20 protein-coding genes are annotated in these 16,766 nt (G+C 34.1%); 14 read left to right on the forward strand and 6 right to left on the reverse strand.

The features are described from left to right. Window positions 1-9: 9 nt before the first annotated feature. A complete protein-coding gene (gene rsfS, locus HQN85_RS07290) occupies window positions 10-384 on the reverse strand; it encodes a ribosome silencing factor (RefSeq protein ID WP_173270764.1) in 375 nt (124 codons plus the stop codon). 15 nt (window positions 385-399) lie between these two features. On the opposite strand from rsfS, the gene HQN85_RS07295 reads away from it, so the two are divergent. The 5 genes from HQN85_RS07295 to pfkA all read left to right on the forward strand — a co-directional run bounded on the left by HQN85_RS07295 (window position 400) and on the right by pfkA (window position 4,935). Then, entirely contained in the window at window positions 400-1,203 is an 804-nt protein-coding gene (locus HQN85_RS07295) for a biotin--[acetyl-CoA-carboxylase] ligase (protein ID WP_246249672.1), read from the forward strand. Then, on the forward strand, window positions 1,203-1,652 hold the full coding sequence (locus tag HQN85_RS07300) for a protein-disulfide reductase DsbD N-terminal domain-containing protein (RefSeq protein ID WP_173270767.1): 450 nt from the start codon (window positions 1,203-1,205) through the stop codon (window positions 1,650-1,652). Before HQN85_RS07295 ends, HQN85_RS07300 begins: the two co-directional genes overlap by 1 nt. Window positions 1,653-1,871: 219 nt before the next feature. After that, window positions 1,872-2,165, forward strand: coding sequence for a protein-disulfide reductase DsbD domain-containing protein (locus HQN85_RS07305; protein ID WP_246249674.1), 294 nt, complete (start codon window positions 1,872-1,874; stop codon window positions 2,163-2,165). 106 nt (window positions 2,166-2,271) lie between these two features. Then, complete coding sequence (locus HQN85_RS07310) at window positions 2,272-3,951, forward strand: protein-disulfide reductase DsbD family protein (protein ID WP_173270770.1); 1,680 nt, start codon at window positions 2,272-2,274, stop codon at window positions 3,949-3,951. Beyond that, window positions 3,952-4,935, forward strand: coding sequence for a 6-phosphofructokinase (gene pfkA, locus HQN85_RS07315; protein ID WP_173270773.1), 984 nt, complete (start codon window positions 3,952-3,954; stop codon window positions 4,933-4,935). A 72-nt stretch (window positions 4,936-5,007) separates the two neighbouring features. On the opposite strand, the gene HQN85_RS07320 is transcribed toward pfkA, so the two are convergent. Both HQN85_RS07320 and HQN85_RS07325 read right to left on the reverse strand, forming a co-directional pair. Further along, window positions 5,008-5,331, reverse strand: a complete 324-nt coding sequence (locus tag HQN85_RS07320) for a heavy metal-binding domain-containing protein (RefSeq protein ID WP_173270776.1) — start codon at window positions 5,329-5,331, stop codon at window positions 5,008-5,010. Between the two features lie 43 nt (window positions 5,332-5,374). Next, window positions 5,375-5,893, reverse strand: a complete 519-nt coding sequence (locus tag HQN85_RS07325) for a 5' nucleotidase, NT5C type (protein WP_246249676.1) — start codon at window positions 5,891-5,893, stop codon at window positions 5,375-5,377. 148 nt (window positions 5,894-6,041) lie between these two features. Here HQN85_RS07325 and HQN85_RS07330 point away from each other — a divergent pair, with 148 nt between their 5' ends. From HQN85_RS07330 to HQN85_RS07355, 6 genes are all read left to right on the forward strand, one after another. Next, complete coding sequence (locus HQN85_RS07330; RefSeq protein ID WP_173270779.1) at window positions 6,042-6,683, forward strand: 30S ribosomal protein S16; 642 nt, start codon at window positions 6,042-6,044, stop codon at window positions 6,681-6,683. Window positions 6,684-6,772: 89 nt separating this feature from the next. Further along, window positions 6,773-7,300: a ribosome maturation factor RimM gene (gene rimM / locus HQN85_RS07335; RefSeq protein WP_173270782.1), complete on the forward strand. Its 528-nt coding sequence runs from the start codon at window positions 6,773-6,775 to the stop codon at window positions 7,298-7,300. Between the two features lie 80 nt (window positions 7,301-7,380). Continuing rightward, window positions 7,381-8,055 carry a tRNA (guanosine(37)-N1)-methyltransferase TrmD gene (gene trmD / locus HQN85_RS07340; protein WP_173270785.1) on the forward strand — a complete coding sequence of 225 codons (675 nt, stop codon included), beginning with the start codon at window positions 7,381-7,383 and terminating at the stop codon, window positions 8,053-8,055. A gap of 187 nt (window positions 8,056-8,242) precedes the next feature. Beyond that, window positions 8,243-8,590, forward strand: coding sequence for a 50S ribosomal protein L19 (gene rplS / locus HQN85_RS07345; RefSeq protein ID WP_055133060.1), 348 nt, complete (start codon window positions 8,243-8,245; stop codon window positions 8,588-8,590). Window positions 8,591-8,676: 86 nt separating this feature from the next. Then, a complete protein-coding gene (locus HQN85_RS07350; RefSeq protein ID WP_246249678.1) occupies window positions 8,677-9,912 on the forward strand; it encodes a Glu/Leu/Phe/Val dehydrogenase dimerization domain-containing protein in 1,236 nt (411 codons plus the stop codon). After that, window positions 9,912-11,042 carry a mechanosensitive ion channel family protein gene (locus HQN85_RS07355; protein ID WP_173270791.1) on the forward strand — a complete coding sequence of 377 codons (1,131 nt, stop codon included), beginning with the start codon at window positions 9,912-9,914 and terminating at the stop codon, window positions 11,040-11,042. Before HQN85_RS07350 ends, HQN85_RS07355 begins: the two co-directional genes overlap by 1 nt. 28 nt (window positions 11,043-11,070) lie before the next feature. Here the strand turns inward: HQN85_RS07355 and HQN85_RS07360 are convergent, their stop codons facing one another. From HQN85_RS07360 to HQN85_RS07370, 3 genes are all read right to left on the reverse strand, one after another. Next, the gene (locus tag HQN85_RS07360; RefSeq protein ID WP_173270794.1) at window positions 11,071-11,730 is read right to left on the reverse strand and encodes a phosphatidylserine decarboxylase family protein; all 660 of its coding nucleotides are present in this window, start codon (window positions 11,728-11,730) and stop codon (window positions 11,071-11,073) included. Window positions 11,731-11,818: 88 nt separating this feature from the next. Beyond that, window positions 11,819-12,355: a hypoxanthine phosphoribosyltransferase gene (gene hpt, locus HQN85_RS07365; protein ID WP_173270797.1), complete on the reverse strand. Its 537-nt coding sequence runs from the start codon at window positions 12,353-12,355 to the stop codon at window positions 11,819-11,821. Window positions 12,356-12,365: 10 nt separating this feature from the next. After that, complete coding sequence (locus HQN85_RS07370) at window positions 12,366-14,516, reverse strand: transglycosylase domain-containing protein (protein WP_173270799.1); 2,151 nt, start codon at window positions 14,514-14,516, stop codon at window positions 12,366-12,368. A gap of 199 nt (window positions 14,517-14,715) precedes the next feature. On the opposite strand from HQN85_RS07370, the gene HQN85_RS07375 reads away from it, so the two are divergent. The 3 genes from HQN85_RS07375 to HQN85_RS07385 are packed head-to-tail and all read left to right on the forward strand — an operon-like array spanning window position 14,716 to window position 16,765. Then, the gene (locus HQN85_RS07375; RefSeq protein WP_173270802.1) at window positions 14,716-15,792 is read left to right on the forward strand and encodes an Mrp/NBP35 family ATP-binding protein; all 1,077 of its coding nucleotides are present in this window, start codon (window positions 14,716-14,718) and stop codon (window positions 15,790-15,792) included. Window positions 15,793-15,826: 34 nt separating this feature from the next. Continuing rightward, window positions 15,827-16,072 carry a NifU family protein gene (locus tag HQN85_RS07380; protein WP_173270804.1) on the forward strand — a complete coding sequence of 82 codons (246 nt, stop codon included), beginning with the start codon at window positions 15,827-15,829 and terminating at the stop codon, window positions 16,070-16,072. Window positions 16,073-16,123: 51 nt separating this feature from the next. Further along, complete coding sequence (locus HQN85_RS07385; RefSeq protein WP_173270807.1) at window positions 16,124-16,765, forward strand: peptidase associated/transthyretin-like domain-containing protein; 642 nt, start codon at window positions 16,124-16,126, stop codon at window positions 16,763-16,765. Window position 16,766 lies beyond the last annotated feature (1 nt).

A 16,766-nucleotide genomic window follows, 5' to 3' on the forward strand; every position in this document is an offset into this window, starting at 1 on the left:
AATAATTGCTTAAGCACTCTTGAAAGATGTACTTTCTGCATCGCCCCATAGATCTTCTATACCATAAAAATCGCGTTTCTCTGTTTTAAAAATGTGAACTACGATATCAAAGTAATCTAAAACAATCCATTCGGCATTTTCTAAACCCTCTTTATGCCAAGGGTTTGTTTTGGTTAATTTATAAATTTCATCTTCAACACTATCAGCAATAGCTTTTACTTGAGTTGAAGAATCTGCATTGCAAACAATAAAATAGTCAGAAACGGAACTGTTTAGTTCTCTCAAGTCTAAACGAACAATATCATTTCCCTTTTTTTCTTGAATGCCATGTACAGCTATTTCTGAGAGGTATGTAGAAAGGTTTGCGGTTTTCTTTTTTACCATTAAAAATTTTTAATTTTGATTATCAACAAATATAATCAACACTTGCAAAATAACACTTTTTCAACACTATTTGTTGGTCAAAATCGCATCAAATTATTGGCGGTCGATTCAACCAATAATTTTTTAAAGAACTTGGTGTCAAAATCCGAGCCATTACCAGAAGGTACTGTAATTATGGCAGATGATCAGTTTGCTGGACGAGGGCAACAAGAAAACACTTGGCATGCTGAACCAGGAAAAAATTTGACTATCAGTATTTTATTAAAACCAAAATTTTTGTCATTAGATAAACAGTTTTTGTTAAATATGGCTATTAGTATTGCTATTAATAAAGCTTTAACATTTTATGTAGCAAATGGAATTAGCATAAAATGGCCAAATGATATTTATTATTTTGATAAAAAACTTGGTGGTGTTTTAATAGAAAATTCCGTGACTGGCAACACGATTAAAACTGCTGTAATAGGTATAGGATTAAACATTAATCAGCAAGAATTTTCCGAAGAGTTAAAGAGTAAAGCAACATCGTTACATCAAATTTTACAACAAGATGTTAATTTAGATGAGCTATTAGTGGAGATTTGTAGTCAAATAGAGAGCTTATACTTATTATTAAAAGCAGGTAACTATACATTTTTAAGGAAAACCTACGTTGAGAAGCTATACAAGTTTGAGAAACCTTCCATATACAGACAAAATGGCGAGCTTTTTGAAGGGACAATTAAAGGAGTAACAGATTTAGGCTTATTAAATGTTGAGCAAAACGGAAAAATAAAAGAATATAATTTTAAAGAAATAGAATTTTTAAATCACACATAATGAAAAGAATAATTTTAATTTTAACACTAGTATTTTTTACAACTGTTGGTGCTTTTGCACAATTAGAAAACCCAGTGAGTTGGGCATATTACGGTAAAAAAATCAGCAGTACCGAAGCGGTTGTATACATAAAAGCTACAATTGAAGACGATTGGCATATTTATTCTCAGAATATAAAACCCGGCGGTCCAAACAAAACTATTTTTACTTTCACTCCATCAAAAGATTTTTCATTAAGTGGAAAAACAACAGAGCCAAAACCAATTAGCAAATATGAAAAAGTATTTAAAATGGATGTGTTATATTTTGAGAACGAAGTAGTTTTTCAACAAAAAATAAAATTAAAGAAGGGCGCTACAGTTGTAAAAGGAAAAGTAGAGTTTATGGTGTGTAACGATAAGCAATGTCTACCCCCTAACGAGGTTACGTTTAGTATTCCTGTTAAGTAATTTTATCATATCAAACAAGAAGCCTTTTGACGATGTTAAAGGGCTTTTTGTTTTTTACAAAACCTATAAGATGAAAAAAAATGTTTTTTTATTCGTTCTCATGATTTTGAATTTTACTGCATTTGCACAATTAGAAAAACCGATTAAATGGTCATATTTTGCAAAAAAAGTAAACAAAACAGAGGCAATCCTTTATATAAAAGCAAAACTAGATGGGAAATGGCATGTTTACTCCCAAAGCGTAAAATCGGATGCAATGAGGTTAAAATTAGCTATGTATCGTCAAAAGATTTTGAGCTGATAGGTAAAACGATTGAGCCGAAACCGATTAAGAAATATGATAAAACGGTAAAGATGGATTTAGCGTATTTTGAGAAAGAAGTTGTTTTTCAGCAGAAGATAAAGCTGAATAAAGCAACGGCTCTTATTAAAGTAAAAATAGAATTTATGGTTTGTAATGACATAAGTTGCTTACCAGCAGATGAAATAACACTTAGCATTCCTCTAAAATAAATTAATAGAGATATTGTAATTGTTCTGCAATGTAAATAGCGGTACGTCCATATTCTCCATCTTTAATGAAAAGATTTCTTAATTTCACGACTTTTAAATAATGATAATGAAAAAAATAAGCTTCCTTTTATTTTTTATCGGCATCTTTTTGCTGATAAATCCTAATCAAAGTGCTGCATTAAAACCTCAAACAGATACTACGGCAAATGCAGTTCCAGATGATAGTCAATTTACCACAATTGGATCTGCGGAAGATAGCATTGCAAACAGCAAAGTAAAACCAGTAGAAGCAGGAATCGATAGCGTAAAAACGAAAGCATCAGCCTCTACAAATACCGAAGCAAAACCCGTTTCATTATGGGTAACTTTTGGTTTAGGATTGTTGGCTGGACTGGCAGCATTCTTTTTGCCATGTATATTTCCAATGGTTCCGCTTACTGTTGGGTTTTTTACCAAAAGAGCAGAAAGTAAAGGAAAAGGAATTCGAAGTGCAATTATATATGGATTATCCATTATTGTAATTTACGTTGCATTGGGGGTTATTATTACTTTAATTTGGGGCGCAAGTGCATTAAATCAAATCTCAACAGATGGATTTTTCAACATCTTTATATTTTTAATCCTAGTTATTTTTGGAGTTTCGTTTTTAGGAGCCTTTGAAATAACCTTACCAAGTTCCTTTGTAAATAAGCTAGATGCGAAATCTGATTCTAAAGGTTTAAGTGGGATATTTTTTATGGCTGCCACACTTGCAGTAGTGTCGTTTTCATGTACTGGCCCATTAATTGGAACATCTTTAGTTGCAATTAATACCGATTTATGGACCCCTGTAGTAGTGATGTTTGGCTTCTCATTATCATTGGCATTAATATTCACACTATTCGCAATTTTTCCAAGTTTAATGACAGGTTTGCCAAAATCTGGAGGATGGTTGAATTCAGTTAAAGTTGTATTAGGATTTTTAGAACTAGGTTTAGCTTTAAAATTCTTATCTACAGCAGATTTATCTTACCATTGGGGAATATTAGATAGAGAAATTTTCTTAGCCATTTGGATTGTATTATCTATTCTTTTGGGGTTCTATTTATTAGGAAAAATCAAATTTTCACACGATAGTGATTTGCCTTATGTATCCATTCCTAGGCTTTTCCTTTCTATTGCCTGTTTTGTATTTGCTTTTTACTTAATACCGGGGTTGTGGGGAGCACCTTTAAAAGCAGTAAGCTCATTAGTTCCGCCAAGATCAACTCAAGATTTTGTTTTATCTGAGGGGGGAACGGTTGCTGTAAAAACGGAAGTGAATGGCAAGAAAAAATACAGCGATTTTTTGAGCTTCGAATATAAAATAACAGATGGATTTTTCGATTATCAAGAAGCGCTTGCTTATGCGAAAAGTGTAAACAAACCTTTGTTTTTAGATTTTACGGGACATGGTTGTGTAAACTGTAGGGAAATGGAAGCCAAAGTTTTATCAGATCCGAGAGTGCTTAAAATTATAAATGATAATTACGTTGCGGTCGCAATTTACACCGATGATAAAACTGAGCTTCCGGAAAACGAACAATTCGATTCTAAAGTATTGAAAAGGAAGGTCAACACAGTTGGATTAAAATTCCAACATTTGCAAGCCGATAAATTCAGCACCATTTCTCAACCATATTATGTGCTTTTAGGAAACGATGAAAAAGAATTAGTTTCTCCACCAATAGGAGTAGAATACGATATTGATAAATATATAGCTTATCTAAATAAAGGACTAGCTGAATTTGCAAACACAAAGAAGTAAATGAGTACAATAAAGAATATAGGAGTATTAACATCTGGCGGTGACTCGCCGGGAATGAATGCAGCAATTAGAGCTGTAGTAAGAGCAAGTTTATATCATAATTTAAAAGTTACAGGTATTTTAAGGGGTTATGAAGGAATAATTCATGCAGATTTTATTCCAATGGATGGGAAATCTGTAGCAAATATTATTCAAAGAGGTGGTACGATTTTAAAAACAGCGAGAAGTGATGCTTTTAGAACTAAGGAAGGAAGAGAGTTAGCACATAAAAATTTGGTAGAAAGCGATATTGATGCCCTTGTTGTAATTGGTGGAGATGGAACTTTTACAGGTGCAGATCTATTTTCAAGAGAATTTAATTTTCCTGTAATTGGTTTACCAGGTACTATTGATAACGATTTAGAAGGTACAGATTTTACTATCGGATACGATACAGCGATCAATACAGTTGTAAATGCGGTAGATAAAATTAGAGATACAGCCGAATCTCACGATAGGTTGTTTATTGTAGAAGTAATGGGCCGAGATTCTGGATTAATTGCGCTAAGAAGTGGAATTGGAGTAGGCGCAGAAGCAATTATGATTCCGGAAGCAAAAATTGGGATTGCAGATATAGTTTCAAGATTAGAAAACGGACGAAAAGATAAAGCTTCAAAAATTATCATCGTTGCAGAGGGAGATGAAGCAGGTGGCGCTTATAATGTTGGAGAAGCTCTAAAAGGAAAATTCCCTAATTATGATATTCGTATTTCTGTTTTAGGACACATTCAGCGTGGAGGAAAACCTAGTTGCATGGATAGAGTTTTGGCTAGTCGTTTGGGCGTGGCTGCAGTAGAAGGATTATTGGCTGGCAAAACAGATGTGATGGCAGGGCAAGTTAATCGCGAGATTGTATTTACCCCGTTTTCGCATGCCATCAAACATATTGATGCAGAAAAAATTACGCCAGCTTGGTTAAGATTGGTAGAAATTTTATCATTATAGCAGAATTAGATTCGTTAGCACTAGTTCATTTTTTGCAGAAAGCTCCTAATGAACTAGTGAACCGATCAATAACTAATCCTCTAAAATTACAGCAGTTCCGCTGGCAGTGACCATTAGCATACTGCCTCCGCTACCAACAGTTTCATAATCTAAATCCACTCCAATAATTGCATTAGCGCCCATTGCCGCAGCATATTGTTGCATTTCATTTACCGCAGTATTTTTACCCTCACGCAACACTTGCTCATATGAGCCAGAGCGTCCGCCTACAATATCACGGATACCCGCGAAAAGATCTTTAAAAATATTAGCGCCAATAATAGTTTCGCCAGTTACAAGACCAATGTATTTCACAATTTTCTTGCCTTCAATAGTATTTGTGGTTGTAATTAACATCTTATTTAGGTTTTTATAATTCGATGTTAAATTTGGAAAATTGTTACATCAATTTGTTTAATACTTGTTCCCAAGTATCAACGCGTTCGTAATCTGTTAGCAATAAATTATGAGGGGATGTAAAAAGTAAAGTTCGCCCTTTAAAATCAATGAAATTTTTGGCTCTATCATCGATCATTACATCGGTATTCACAATTTTTTCACCACAAAAAATGATGTTTTTCCAGCTAATAAATGGAAAATGCTCAGCCAACCAATGATATTTATCCTCTAATGAATTTGGAAATTCCATTGCTGCTGAAACAATGTAAATTTCATGCTTTTCTTGGAGTTTTTTAACAGCATCAACGCTGCCCTCAATTAGTTCTAAATCTCGAAAAAAACCTTTTTCATTTATATAATCGAACCATTTGTTGTTAATGTGTTCAGGAATATGATGATAAATTTCATTCCCAGCATCTATTTTTAAATCTAATGGAATGCCGTAATCACGATGATAAAGTTGAATAAATTTTTTAATTGGATCGGCTAGGACTTCGTCCATATCTATAGCTATCTTCATGGCGTAAATATCCAAATTTGCTTGTAAAATAGTGTTAACTGAATATAAAATTAATGCAGTTTGCTAGTTATTAGTATTTTACTTACTTTTGCATCCCCGCAAGCACGAAGCTCCGGGAACTATGTTGAATACATAAACTTAAAGAAAAATGGCAACTAAAATCAGATTGCAAAGATTCGGTAAAAAAGGAAAACCTTTTTTCCACGTGGTAGTAGCAGATTCTCGCTCTCCAAGAGATGGTAAATTTATTGAGCGTTTAGGTTCTTATAACCCTAACACCAATCCAGCAACCATCGAAATTAACTTCGAAAAAACTTTAGACTGGGTAAACAAAGGTGCGCAACCTACGGATACTGCTCGTGCTATCCTTTCTTACAAAGGTGTTTTATACAAAAAACACTTACAAGGTGGTGTTAAAAAAGGCGCTTTAACTACTGAACAGGCAGATGCAAAATTTGCAGCTTGGTTAGAAGCTAAAGGTGGTCAAATCGAAGGTAAAAAAGATAGTTTATCTGCAAGCAAAGGTGAAGCTAAAAAAGCTGCTTTAGCTGCTGAAGCTAAGAAAAATGCTGACCGTGCTGCTGCAATTGCATTGAAAAATGCTCCAGTAGAAGAAGTTGTTGAAGAAGAAGTAGTAGCTGATGAAGCTCCTGCTGCTGAAGTTGCAACTGAAGAAACGGTAGAAGAAACTCCAGCTGTTGAAGAAACTGCTGCTGTAGCTGAAGAAGCTCCAGTTGCTGAAGCTCCTGCTGCTGAGGAATCGACTGAAGAAACAAAAGAAGAAGCATAATCATAGATTTGTTTTAACTTATAATAGCGTTCCGACTTATCGGGGCGCTATTTTTATTTAACCCCTAAATTCCCCACGGGACTTTTAATATGACTAAGGAAGAAGCGTTTTACATTGGTTACGTTACTAAAACAAAAGGTTTAAAAGGAGAAGTTCAACTATATTTCGAATTTGATGCCTATGAAGATTTAGATTTGGATGTGCTTTTTGCTGATATGAATGGTAAAATGGTTCCTTTCTTTGTCGCGTCACATAAATTATATCCAAACCAAACAGGCCTTTTTTATTTTGATGATATAGATCATATCGATAAAGCCCAGGCTTTAGTGAAGAAAAAAATCTACTTGGCATTGAATAAAATGCCAGAACGAGACGAAGATGATTTTACATACGATGATCTTAAAGGGTTTATGGTAGCTGATGAAACACATGGCGAACTCGGGGAAATTATTGAGGTTAACGAATATCCACAACAATTTGTAGCTACCATACTTTATAAAGAAAAAGAGATTTTATTTCCTTTAAATGAAGATATGATTGTAGAAATTGATGAAGAAGAGAAAAAGTTATATGTCGATTTGCCAGAAGGATTGCTAGATATTTATCTTTCTAACTAATAAAGATTAAGTTTTCTAAGGATATTCTTAATGTTTGAAGCGTTCAATGTCAAACTCCAAACTATTCTTAACTTTGTACCATGCGTTTTGATATCATTTCCGTTTTGCCAGATTTATTAACAAGTCCATTTGCGCACTCTATTTTGCAGCGAGCTCAAAAAAAAGGTATTGCAGAAATTGTGGTGCATAATTTAAGAGATTATGCGACTAATAAACAGAAAAGTGTAGATGATTATCCTTACGGAGGAGGAAGCGGAATGATAATGTCCATTCCACCATTTGCCGCTTGCATAGAGCAATTAAAAAGTGAACGTGTATACGATGAAATCATTTTCATGAGTCCAGATGGAGAAACATTAAATCAAACCATAGCAAATCAACTTTCGACAAAGAAAAATATCATCATTTTATGTGGACATTACAAAGGAATAGATCAACGTATACGTGATATTTATGTAACAAGAGAAATTTCTATTGGAGATTATGTTTTATCTGGCGGAGAATTACCTGCTGCGGTTTTAGTTGACGCAGTGATTAGACTTATTCCAGGAGTTTTGAATGATGAAACTTCCGCTTTATCAGATAGTTTTCAAGGAGATTTGTTAGATGCCCCCTTGTATACTCGTCCTGCCGATTGGAAAGGCCATAAAGTTCCTGATGTGTTGTTGAGCGGCCATGAAGCAAAAATAAATGACTGGCGCCACGAGGAAGCTGTTAAGCGTACACAAGAGCGTAGGCCAGATCTTTTAAAATAGTTTTAAGGTTTGATATTCTTAGATCATAACTCATTGGGTCTAAATTTGTCTCCTATTGTATTGTGGAAAAACTGCAATTTGTTAGAAAATAAATAAATTTCGAACATCACTTTTATTTTTAAAATAAATTTCCTAATATTGCAGTCCGATTTTAAACAACAAAAAATCGGCTTAATAGCTTAAAATCATGGATTTAGTAAAATTTGTAGAAGAGCAAGTAATTGCAAAAAATGAGTTTCCTTCTTTCAAATCAGGAGATACAGTGAGTGTTCACTATAAAATTCGCGAAGGTAATAAAGAACGTATTCAAATTTATCAAGGTGTTGTTATTCAACGTAACAGTGCTGGCGCAAACGAAACGTTTACTGTTCGTAAAATGAGTAATGGTGTTGGTGTAGAGCGTATCTTCCCAATAAATTCTCCAAATATTGATAAAGTAGAAGTTAACAGTCACGGTAAAGTACGTAGAGCTAAATTGTTCTATTTACGTGAATTAACTGGTAAAGCTGCTCGTATCAAGTCTTTAAGAAAATAATATTCTTTAATAAGATATATAACCTTCACGATTAGTTTCGTGGAGGTTTTTTTGTTTATATCTTTGCCGCACCAAATAGAATTGAAATGAACGAAATGAAACAACTTTTAAAAAAGTACGAAGAGAAACAGCCAGAGATTGTTTTTGAATGGAAAGACAAGGAATCTGAAGCTGAAGGCTGGGTAGTAATCAATTCATTACGCGGAGGCGCTGCTGGCGGTGGTACTCGCATGCGCAAGGGTTTAGATAAACGTGAAGTAGAATCGTTAGCCAAAACAATGGAAGTTAAGTTTACTGTTTCTGGTCCTCCAATTGGGGGAGCAAAATCTGGTATTAATTTCGATCCGGCAGATCCACGTAAAAAAGAAGTTTTAGAACGCTGGTATAAGGCCGTTATGCCATTATTAAAAAGTTATTATGGTACTGGCGGAGATTTGAATATCGACGAAATACACGAAGTTATTCCAATTACCGAGAGTTATGGGTTGTGGCATCCACAAGAAGGCGTAATTAGCGGACACTACCAAGCTAGAGAGAACGAACGCATCCATCAAATTGGTCAGTTGCGTTATGGTGTTTCTAAAGTATTGGAAGATTTAGATTACACACCAGATATCAAAAGAAAATATAAAGTAGCAGACATGATTACTGGTTATGGTGTTTCTGAATCAATTAGACATTATTATAATATTTGGGGCGGAGAATTAGCAGGTAAAAAAGCAATTATACAAGGTTGGGGAAATGTTGCTGCTGCTGCAGGATATTATTTGGCGCAACATGGTGTAAAAATTGTTGGAATTATAGATCGTGTTGGTGGGTTAATTAAACCAGAGGGATTTACAGAAGAAGAAGTTAAGACGTTGTTTAATAATAGAGTAAATAATACGTTAGTAGCAGATAATTTAATTCCTTTTGCCGAGGCAAGTGAAAAGATCTGGAATGTAGGAGCTGAAATTTTTGTGCCTGCAGCTTCTTCGAGATTAGTGCAGCAAGAAGAAGTAGATAAAATGATTAAAAGTGGTTTGGAAGTAATTGCTTGTGGGGCGAATGTACCTTTTGCAGATAAAGAAATATTCTTTGGAAGCATTATGGAACATGCAGATAATCACGTTGCAGTAATACCAGATTTCATTGCGAACTGTGGGATGGCTAGAGTTTTTGCCTATTTAATGCAACGCAATGTAGAAATGAGCGATGATGCTATTTTTTCTGATGCATCTACCGTGATTGGAAATGCTTTACAAGCGGTTTACACGATGGCTAACAAAAGAACAAATTTATCGAGTACAGCGTTTGAAATTGCACTGAAACAATTGGTATAATGGATATTGAATTTTTTAAACAGGTATTTTGGGGCAACACCATACAAGCATATTGTATGTTTACGGGTATTATTTTGCTCGGGCTTTTATTTAAGAGAATTGTTTCTCGATTTTTAAGTCAGCTCCTATTTAAACTGTTTAAAAAATTTGCAGATGAAGTTAAAATAGATACATTTATCGCTCTGCTTTTAAAACCATTTGAGTTTTTCATTACGTTAAGTACGTTATATCTAGCAATAAATCAATTAAAGCACCCGCTTGAAGTGGAGGTTTTCCATTACCACAAATTGGTTGATAAGATAAAAGTACTTCAGGCTTTTACGCTTGGTGAACTTTTAGATAAAATATTTCTATTCCTAATTATACTTTCGTTCTTCTGGATTATTTTAAGAATTATTGATTTTGTGGCACATGTATTTATGTACAGAGCCATAAAATCTGATAATAAAGCTGATGACCAGTTGGTTCCATTTTTAAAAGAGCTTTTTAAATTTGTCATCTATTTCATTGGCTTTTTTGTGTTGTTGGGCTATGTATTTGAGGTAAATGCATTAAGCTTAATCACTGGATTAGGAATTGGAGGTATCGCGATCGCTTTGGCGGCAAAAGAGACTTTAGAAAACTTGATCGCTTCATTTACCATTTTTATTGATAAACCATTTACAGTTGGAGATTTGGTAAAAGTTGATGGAATTGAAGGAACGATTGAAAAGGTTGGATTTAGAAGTACTGTTTTACGTAGCACAGATAAAACAACGATTATTATCCCCAATAGGGCGATGATTGATGGAGTTTTAGAAAATATGACTCGAAGAAATTTCCGCAGAGTTAAGTTTAATATCGGGATCATTTATGAAACCGAGGCAGATATGATCAAAAATATTATTGCAGATCTCGAAGTATTTTTAAATGCAAATCCACATACCGCAGACAGCTCTGTTACTTTTGATAGTTTCGCAGATTCTTCTTTAAACATTCAAATTTTATATCTTGTGGAGAACATCGAGTTCAATAATTATTTAAAGGTTAAAGAAGAAGTTAACTTTAAAATTATTGAGATTGTTCACAAATACAATTCTGATTTCGCATACCCAACTCAACGCCAAGTAGCTGACAAACCTAAAGAGTAAAATAAATAGGGTGAAAGTATAGATGAAACTAACTCAATTCTGCTAAAACGGTTATTCCACCTTTAACAACTTCGTTTAATTGTAGGTTTACTTTTGTTCCGATAGGTAAAAAGATATCAACTCTTGAACCAAATTTAATAAAGCCAAATTGTTCAGTTTGTACAACTTGATCTCCTTCTTTAATATACCAAACAATTCTACGAGCTAAAGCTCCAGCAATTTGTCTAAATAATACTGGAGTGCCATTTTTATGTTCAACCACGGTTGTGGTGCGTTCATTTTCTGTACTAGATTTTGGATTCCAAGCAGCTAAATATTTACCAGGATGATATTTAAAAAATTTCACCACGCCAGAAATAGGATTTCTGTTAATATGCACATTAACTGGCGACATAAAAATAGAAACCTGTAAACGTTTATCTTTAAAATATTCACCTTCTTCGGTTTCTTCAATTACAACTACTTTTCCATCAGCAGGGCAGATAACTAAATTTTCTCCCGAGGTGAAAGTTCTTGTAGGATTTCTAAAAAACTGCAAAACGATAACAAAAAGAGCAAAAGATAAGATATAAGTTAACCAACGCAACCAAGCTAAATCTGCAAATTTATAGTCTACAAAGGCGTTAAGCACCATGATAAATAAAATGGTAAGTGCAATAGTGGTGTAACCTTCTTTATGTATAGTCATTGTTTTTGTTTTTAGTGAGGCAAAAATCGGAAAAAAAAATGATAGATTAACTAATTGCTAATGCATTTTGCAATTGCCACTTTAAAAGTTATACAGCTCTATATATATCTTTTAAGTTTCTGCCTAAACCATTATAATCTAAACCGTAACCAACAACAAATTCATTAGGGATTTCAAACCCAACATAATTTAACTCATCAATAGGTCCTTTTAACGCTTTTGGCTTAAATAATAAGCTGCATACTGTTACCGATGCTGGGTTTTGTTCGTATACTTTCTCTAATATATATTTTAGGGTTAAACCTGTATCGACAATATCTTCTACTAAAACCACATCCTTGTCGCGTAAATCAGTTGGCAAGCCGAAAGTCTCTTTTATTTTTCCTGTACTTTCCGTTCCTTTATAGGAAGTCACTTGAATAAAGCCTACCTCACAAGCAATCTCAACTTCTTTAAGTAAATCGGCCATAAATAAAAAGCTGCCATTTAAAACACCAATAAAAACAGGACATCTATTTTCATAATCAACATTAAGCTGAATACCAATTAAACGGATTCGCTTATTAATCGTCTCATTTTCTAACAAGATTTCAAAGTTTTTATCGTGTACCTGAATTTTATTCATTTTGAATTATTTAACCGCCTTCTTCATTTTCTTTTCTGCGCTGTTCTCTTCTTTCTTGACGTAATTGTTTTTTAGTTTTTACTGTATCTGTTTTTACCGGAGTTTTAATTACCGTATCTTTTTTTGGTGAACCAAATATACGATCAAAAAGGTTTTTAGATTTATCTTGCATTCCTCCCGGAGGCATCATGTCATCTTCCTCCCCCTCTATTTTATTGGTGTCAATTACTACAGAATCAGGCAATAAATATTGTCGTAAACCTTCACGTAAACGCACATTATAAAAGCCATAACCACTTGTGTCTGCAGCTGTTAATCCTCTTCGAGCCATGGTATTTCCTATAAAATTGAAATAAGGTAATAAATATCCTTTTAAGCTTCCATCGCTCATAAATTTATAAAGCGCAACCTTTGGTTTAGGAACAATATTAGCTAAGAAAATTCCTTCTCCAGTAGTTAGCTCAGCGGGTGTTTTGCCAAAATAATGACGAGCAGCTTCTCCAATTCCATACACGTTTTGTCCCATTTCTATAATATTGAAATAGACTTCTAGCATACGTTGTTTACTAATTAATTTATTGTTTTCAATTAACCATACAATTAATATTTCTTCAGCTTTGCGGGCCAAAGTTTTTTGTCTGCTTAGAAAAACATTTTTAACTAATTGCATAGAAATTGTACTTCCACCACGTTTAAAACGCTTTTCTTTAAAGTTTACCGCAATAGATTTCCGAATAGATTCTTCTACAAAACCTTTATGTCTGAAGAAAGACGGATCCTCTGAAGTTAACAATGCATTTTTAAAGTTCGATGAAATATCATCTAAACGCGTAAAATTAGGATTTGAAGGTCCAATGGTAATATTTCGCATTGGTTTGCCATACTCGTAGGGTGTGTAAACGAAAGTAGAATTGATTTTCTGCAAATCTGTTTTACCCCATTTTACAATTTTAAAATCAGTAGGAGTAAGCGTAGAATTAAATTTTACACTATCAGGAAGTGATGAATCTAAATAAAAATTTAGGTTATATTTCAATTTACCTTTCACCTGTATTCCTTCTAACGATTCGAATAATCCTAATGGGAAAGAATCGAAAATAGCTTGTGCATCTTGTTCTTCTGCATTTAGTTTTAGTTCATAAATTTTGTTGGGAGATAAAGTATATTTCAGGTAAGGATGAATGGAAGCTTTTTTTAGGAACACAGTCGAGGTACTATCCAAACAAATGTAATTTTCACCGATTAACATGTCTGCATCTACTTTTGCATCTGGCACAATAACATCTGCGGATGAAATCCTTTTCTGATTAATCAACAAATTTTTAACAGACCAAGAACCCGAAATTTTATAATCATCGCCGCTATAAGCCGCATCTTTCATTTCGGTTTTGACTGTGTCGAAGTTTACTTTTGTATGTAATTTTCGCTCCAAATATGGCAATTCTACTTTCTTCCCATCGGCAAAAAGCATTATGTTTAATCGCTTACTACTTGGGCGAAGTTTACCATTTACATGCCAGGTTGCCGCAGTGTCATTTACTAAAATATTAGATTTTAATTCCCCATTATCAATAGTTGCGCTTGTGGTTAAAAACTTAAGAGATGCCGTGTCGTTATCATTCAATTGCATTAAAAAGTTTTTAATTTCCATATCATCTGGAATTTTATAGAAAACCTCATTTAATAAATTGCTCGCCAAATCGCTCAGTGCAACTTTATTTGTTGAAGTTGTGCTATCTTTCTTTTTTCTCTTCAGGATAAAATCCAAATTTGTTAAGGAATCTTTTAAAACGATATTCAGTTTACCTTGGTTTAGGTTAATTTCAGATAACTTTACATTGCCGAATAACAATGGAAATATTTTCACTCCAATCGTAATATCATTAATTGTTGATAATGTGTCTCGATCTTTTGGCACCACCGAAATGTTTTTCATGTTTACAGAGCTTAATCCAGTAAAACCAGCAGAACCTATTTTAATTTCCAATCCGTAGTCTTTATCTGCTTTAGTGATAGCTTTTGCCATCATTTTTTTAAGCAAAGCCTCTCGTTTACTATAAGCGATTGCTCCAAGGGAAATAAAAACGAGTAAAAAAACGCCTAAAACCCAGGCACCAATCTTTACATATTTTTTAGGAATTTTAATTTTCGGTAGATGCATAAACTAAAGTAGAAATTATTGTTAAACAAACGTTTAGACCGAATGTTTATTTCGTGTGAATATATCAATTGTATTTCATTTGTCACACGGAGTTCAACAAACCAACGCTAATTGTCAGGCTTGTTTCAATTCGCGTTAAAATTACAACAAAAAGGGTGATAGAAAATTTTTTATGCCTATGTTTTGTTAATTTTGAGGAATGATAATTACCGAAGAACAGGTTTTAGCTGCTTTACGCAATGTAGAAGATCCAGATTTGAAGAAAGATTTGGTAACACTACACATGATAAAAGATGTTAAAATTGAAGATAAAACAATTGGATTTACGCTAGAGTTAACAACGCCAGCATGTCCAATGAAAGAGATGCTGAAAAACGCTTGTACAAATGCGATTAAACATTTTGTTGCAGCCGATGCGGTGATCAATATTAATATTACTTCAAAAGTTACTAAGCCACTAGATACTACACAACTAAAGGCAATTAAAAATATTATCTTAGTTTCATCTGGTAAGGGAGGAGTTGGAAAATCTACGGTTGCTAGTAATTTAGCGGTAACCTTAGCTGCCGATGGGGCTAAAGTTGGTTTAATAGATGCAGATATTTACGGTCCATCAGTACCAATTATGTTTGGTTTAGTTGGTGCAAAACCAAGTGCTAGAGAAACAGAAGATGGAAAAACTTTAATTTTACCGATTGAAAAATTTGGCATTAAATTACTTTCATTAGGGTTTTTTGCTGATCCAGATCAACCTGTGCCTTGGCGTGGGCCAATGGCTTCAAATGCAATTAAGCAATTATTTAACGACGCTGATTGGGGAGAATTAGACTATTTAATTGTAGATCTTCCGCCAGGAACAGGAGATATTCATATTACTATTTCTCAGAGTTTCCCAATTGCAGGGGCTGTAATCGTAACTACTCCGCAACAAGTAGCGTTAGCTGATACAAGAAAAGGATTAGCTATGTTTAAAATGCCTGGAATTAATATTCCTGTTTTGGGAGTGATAGAAAACATGTCGTATTTTACGCCAGCAGAATTGCCAGACAATAAGTATTACATTTTTGGTAAAGGCGGTGGAAAACAATTAGCAGAGCAGTATAAAACACCATTTTTGGGAGAAATTCCATTGGTTCAAAGTATTACTGCGGCTGGAGATAATGGTCAGCCTGTTTCAATGGACAAAGAAAGTCCGTTAGCCGCAGCATTTTCAGAAATCGCCGGTAAAATGGCACAACAGATTTCTATAAATAACATTCAGACAGCAAATTGCTAAAAATTTACTATTTTTATACTTTAAAAAATATAAGATGAATTTAACGGAACAAGTGGAGCAAGCATTAGAAACAATCAGACCTTATTTAATAGCTGATGGTGGAAATGTTGCCATAGAAGAGATAACGCCAGAGCATGTTGTTAAATTGAGATTATTGGGTAATTGCGGTTCTTGCAAAATGAGCTTCATGACTATGAAAGCAGGGATTGAACAAGCTATTATGAAAGCAGTCCCTGAAATTACCGGTGTTGTGGCGGTAGATTTAGCTGAGCAAGATTAGTTTTAACACAATTTAACTAGTCAGTTAAGCATTTACACTTATTTTTGAGAAATGAAATATAGCCTAACCATTATATTGCTATTGTTTGTTGCCACAGCATTTGCGCAAAGTGATGCCAAAAGCAACAAATTAGTTCAGTTTTCGGGAATTATTACCGATGCTGACAGCAATATAGTTGTGCCCTATGTAACGATAACTAATCTGTCGTTTAAAGAACAAAAATACGCTGCAAATTATCAAGGTTATTATTCGTTTATTGCCCATCCTGGCGATACCGTAGTGTTTTCTGCAGTTGGTTTTACGAGTAAAACATTTATACTGCCAAATGAAATAGCAGAGCACAAATATACCGCGATGGTTAAGTTGAAATCGGAAGTTGTATATTTGAAAGCAGTAAGAGTTAATCCTTGGGCAACGGTCGAAGAGTTTAACAAAGATTTTCTCTCCATGAAAGTAGCTGATGACGATATGGCTATTGCCAAAAGAAATGTGTCGCCTAAAGCATTGCGAGGGATGATCGCTACTTTGCCAAGAGATGGACAGGAAATTAGCAATGGGAATTATCGTTATAATTTCGACAGGATGATAAATACCAATATGCGCCAAACTAATCCGCTACTAAACCCTTTTGCTTGGGGCAGATTAATGCAAACCATCTTTAGTGGAGATAAATTGCGTAGCGAAGACCGATAAA

It is taken from the genome of Pedobacter boryungensis, assembly GCF_013204825.1.
GTDB classification, from domain to species: Bacteria; Bacteroidota; Bacteroidia; order Sphingobacteriales; family Sphingobacteriaceae; genus Pedobacter; species Pedobacter boryungensis.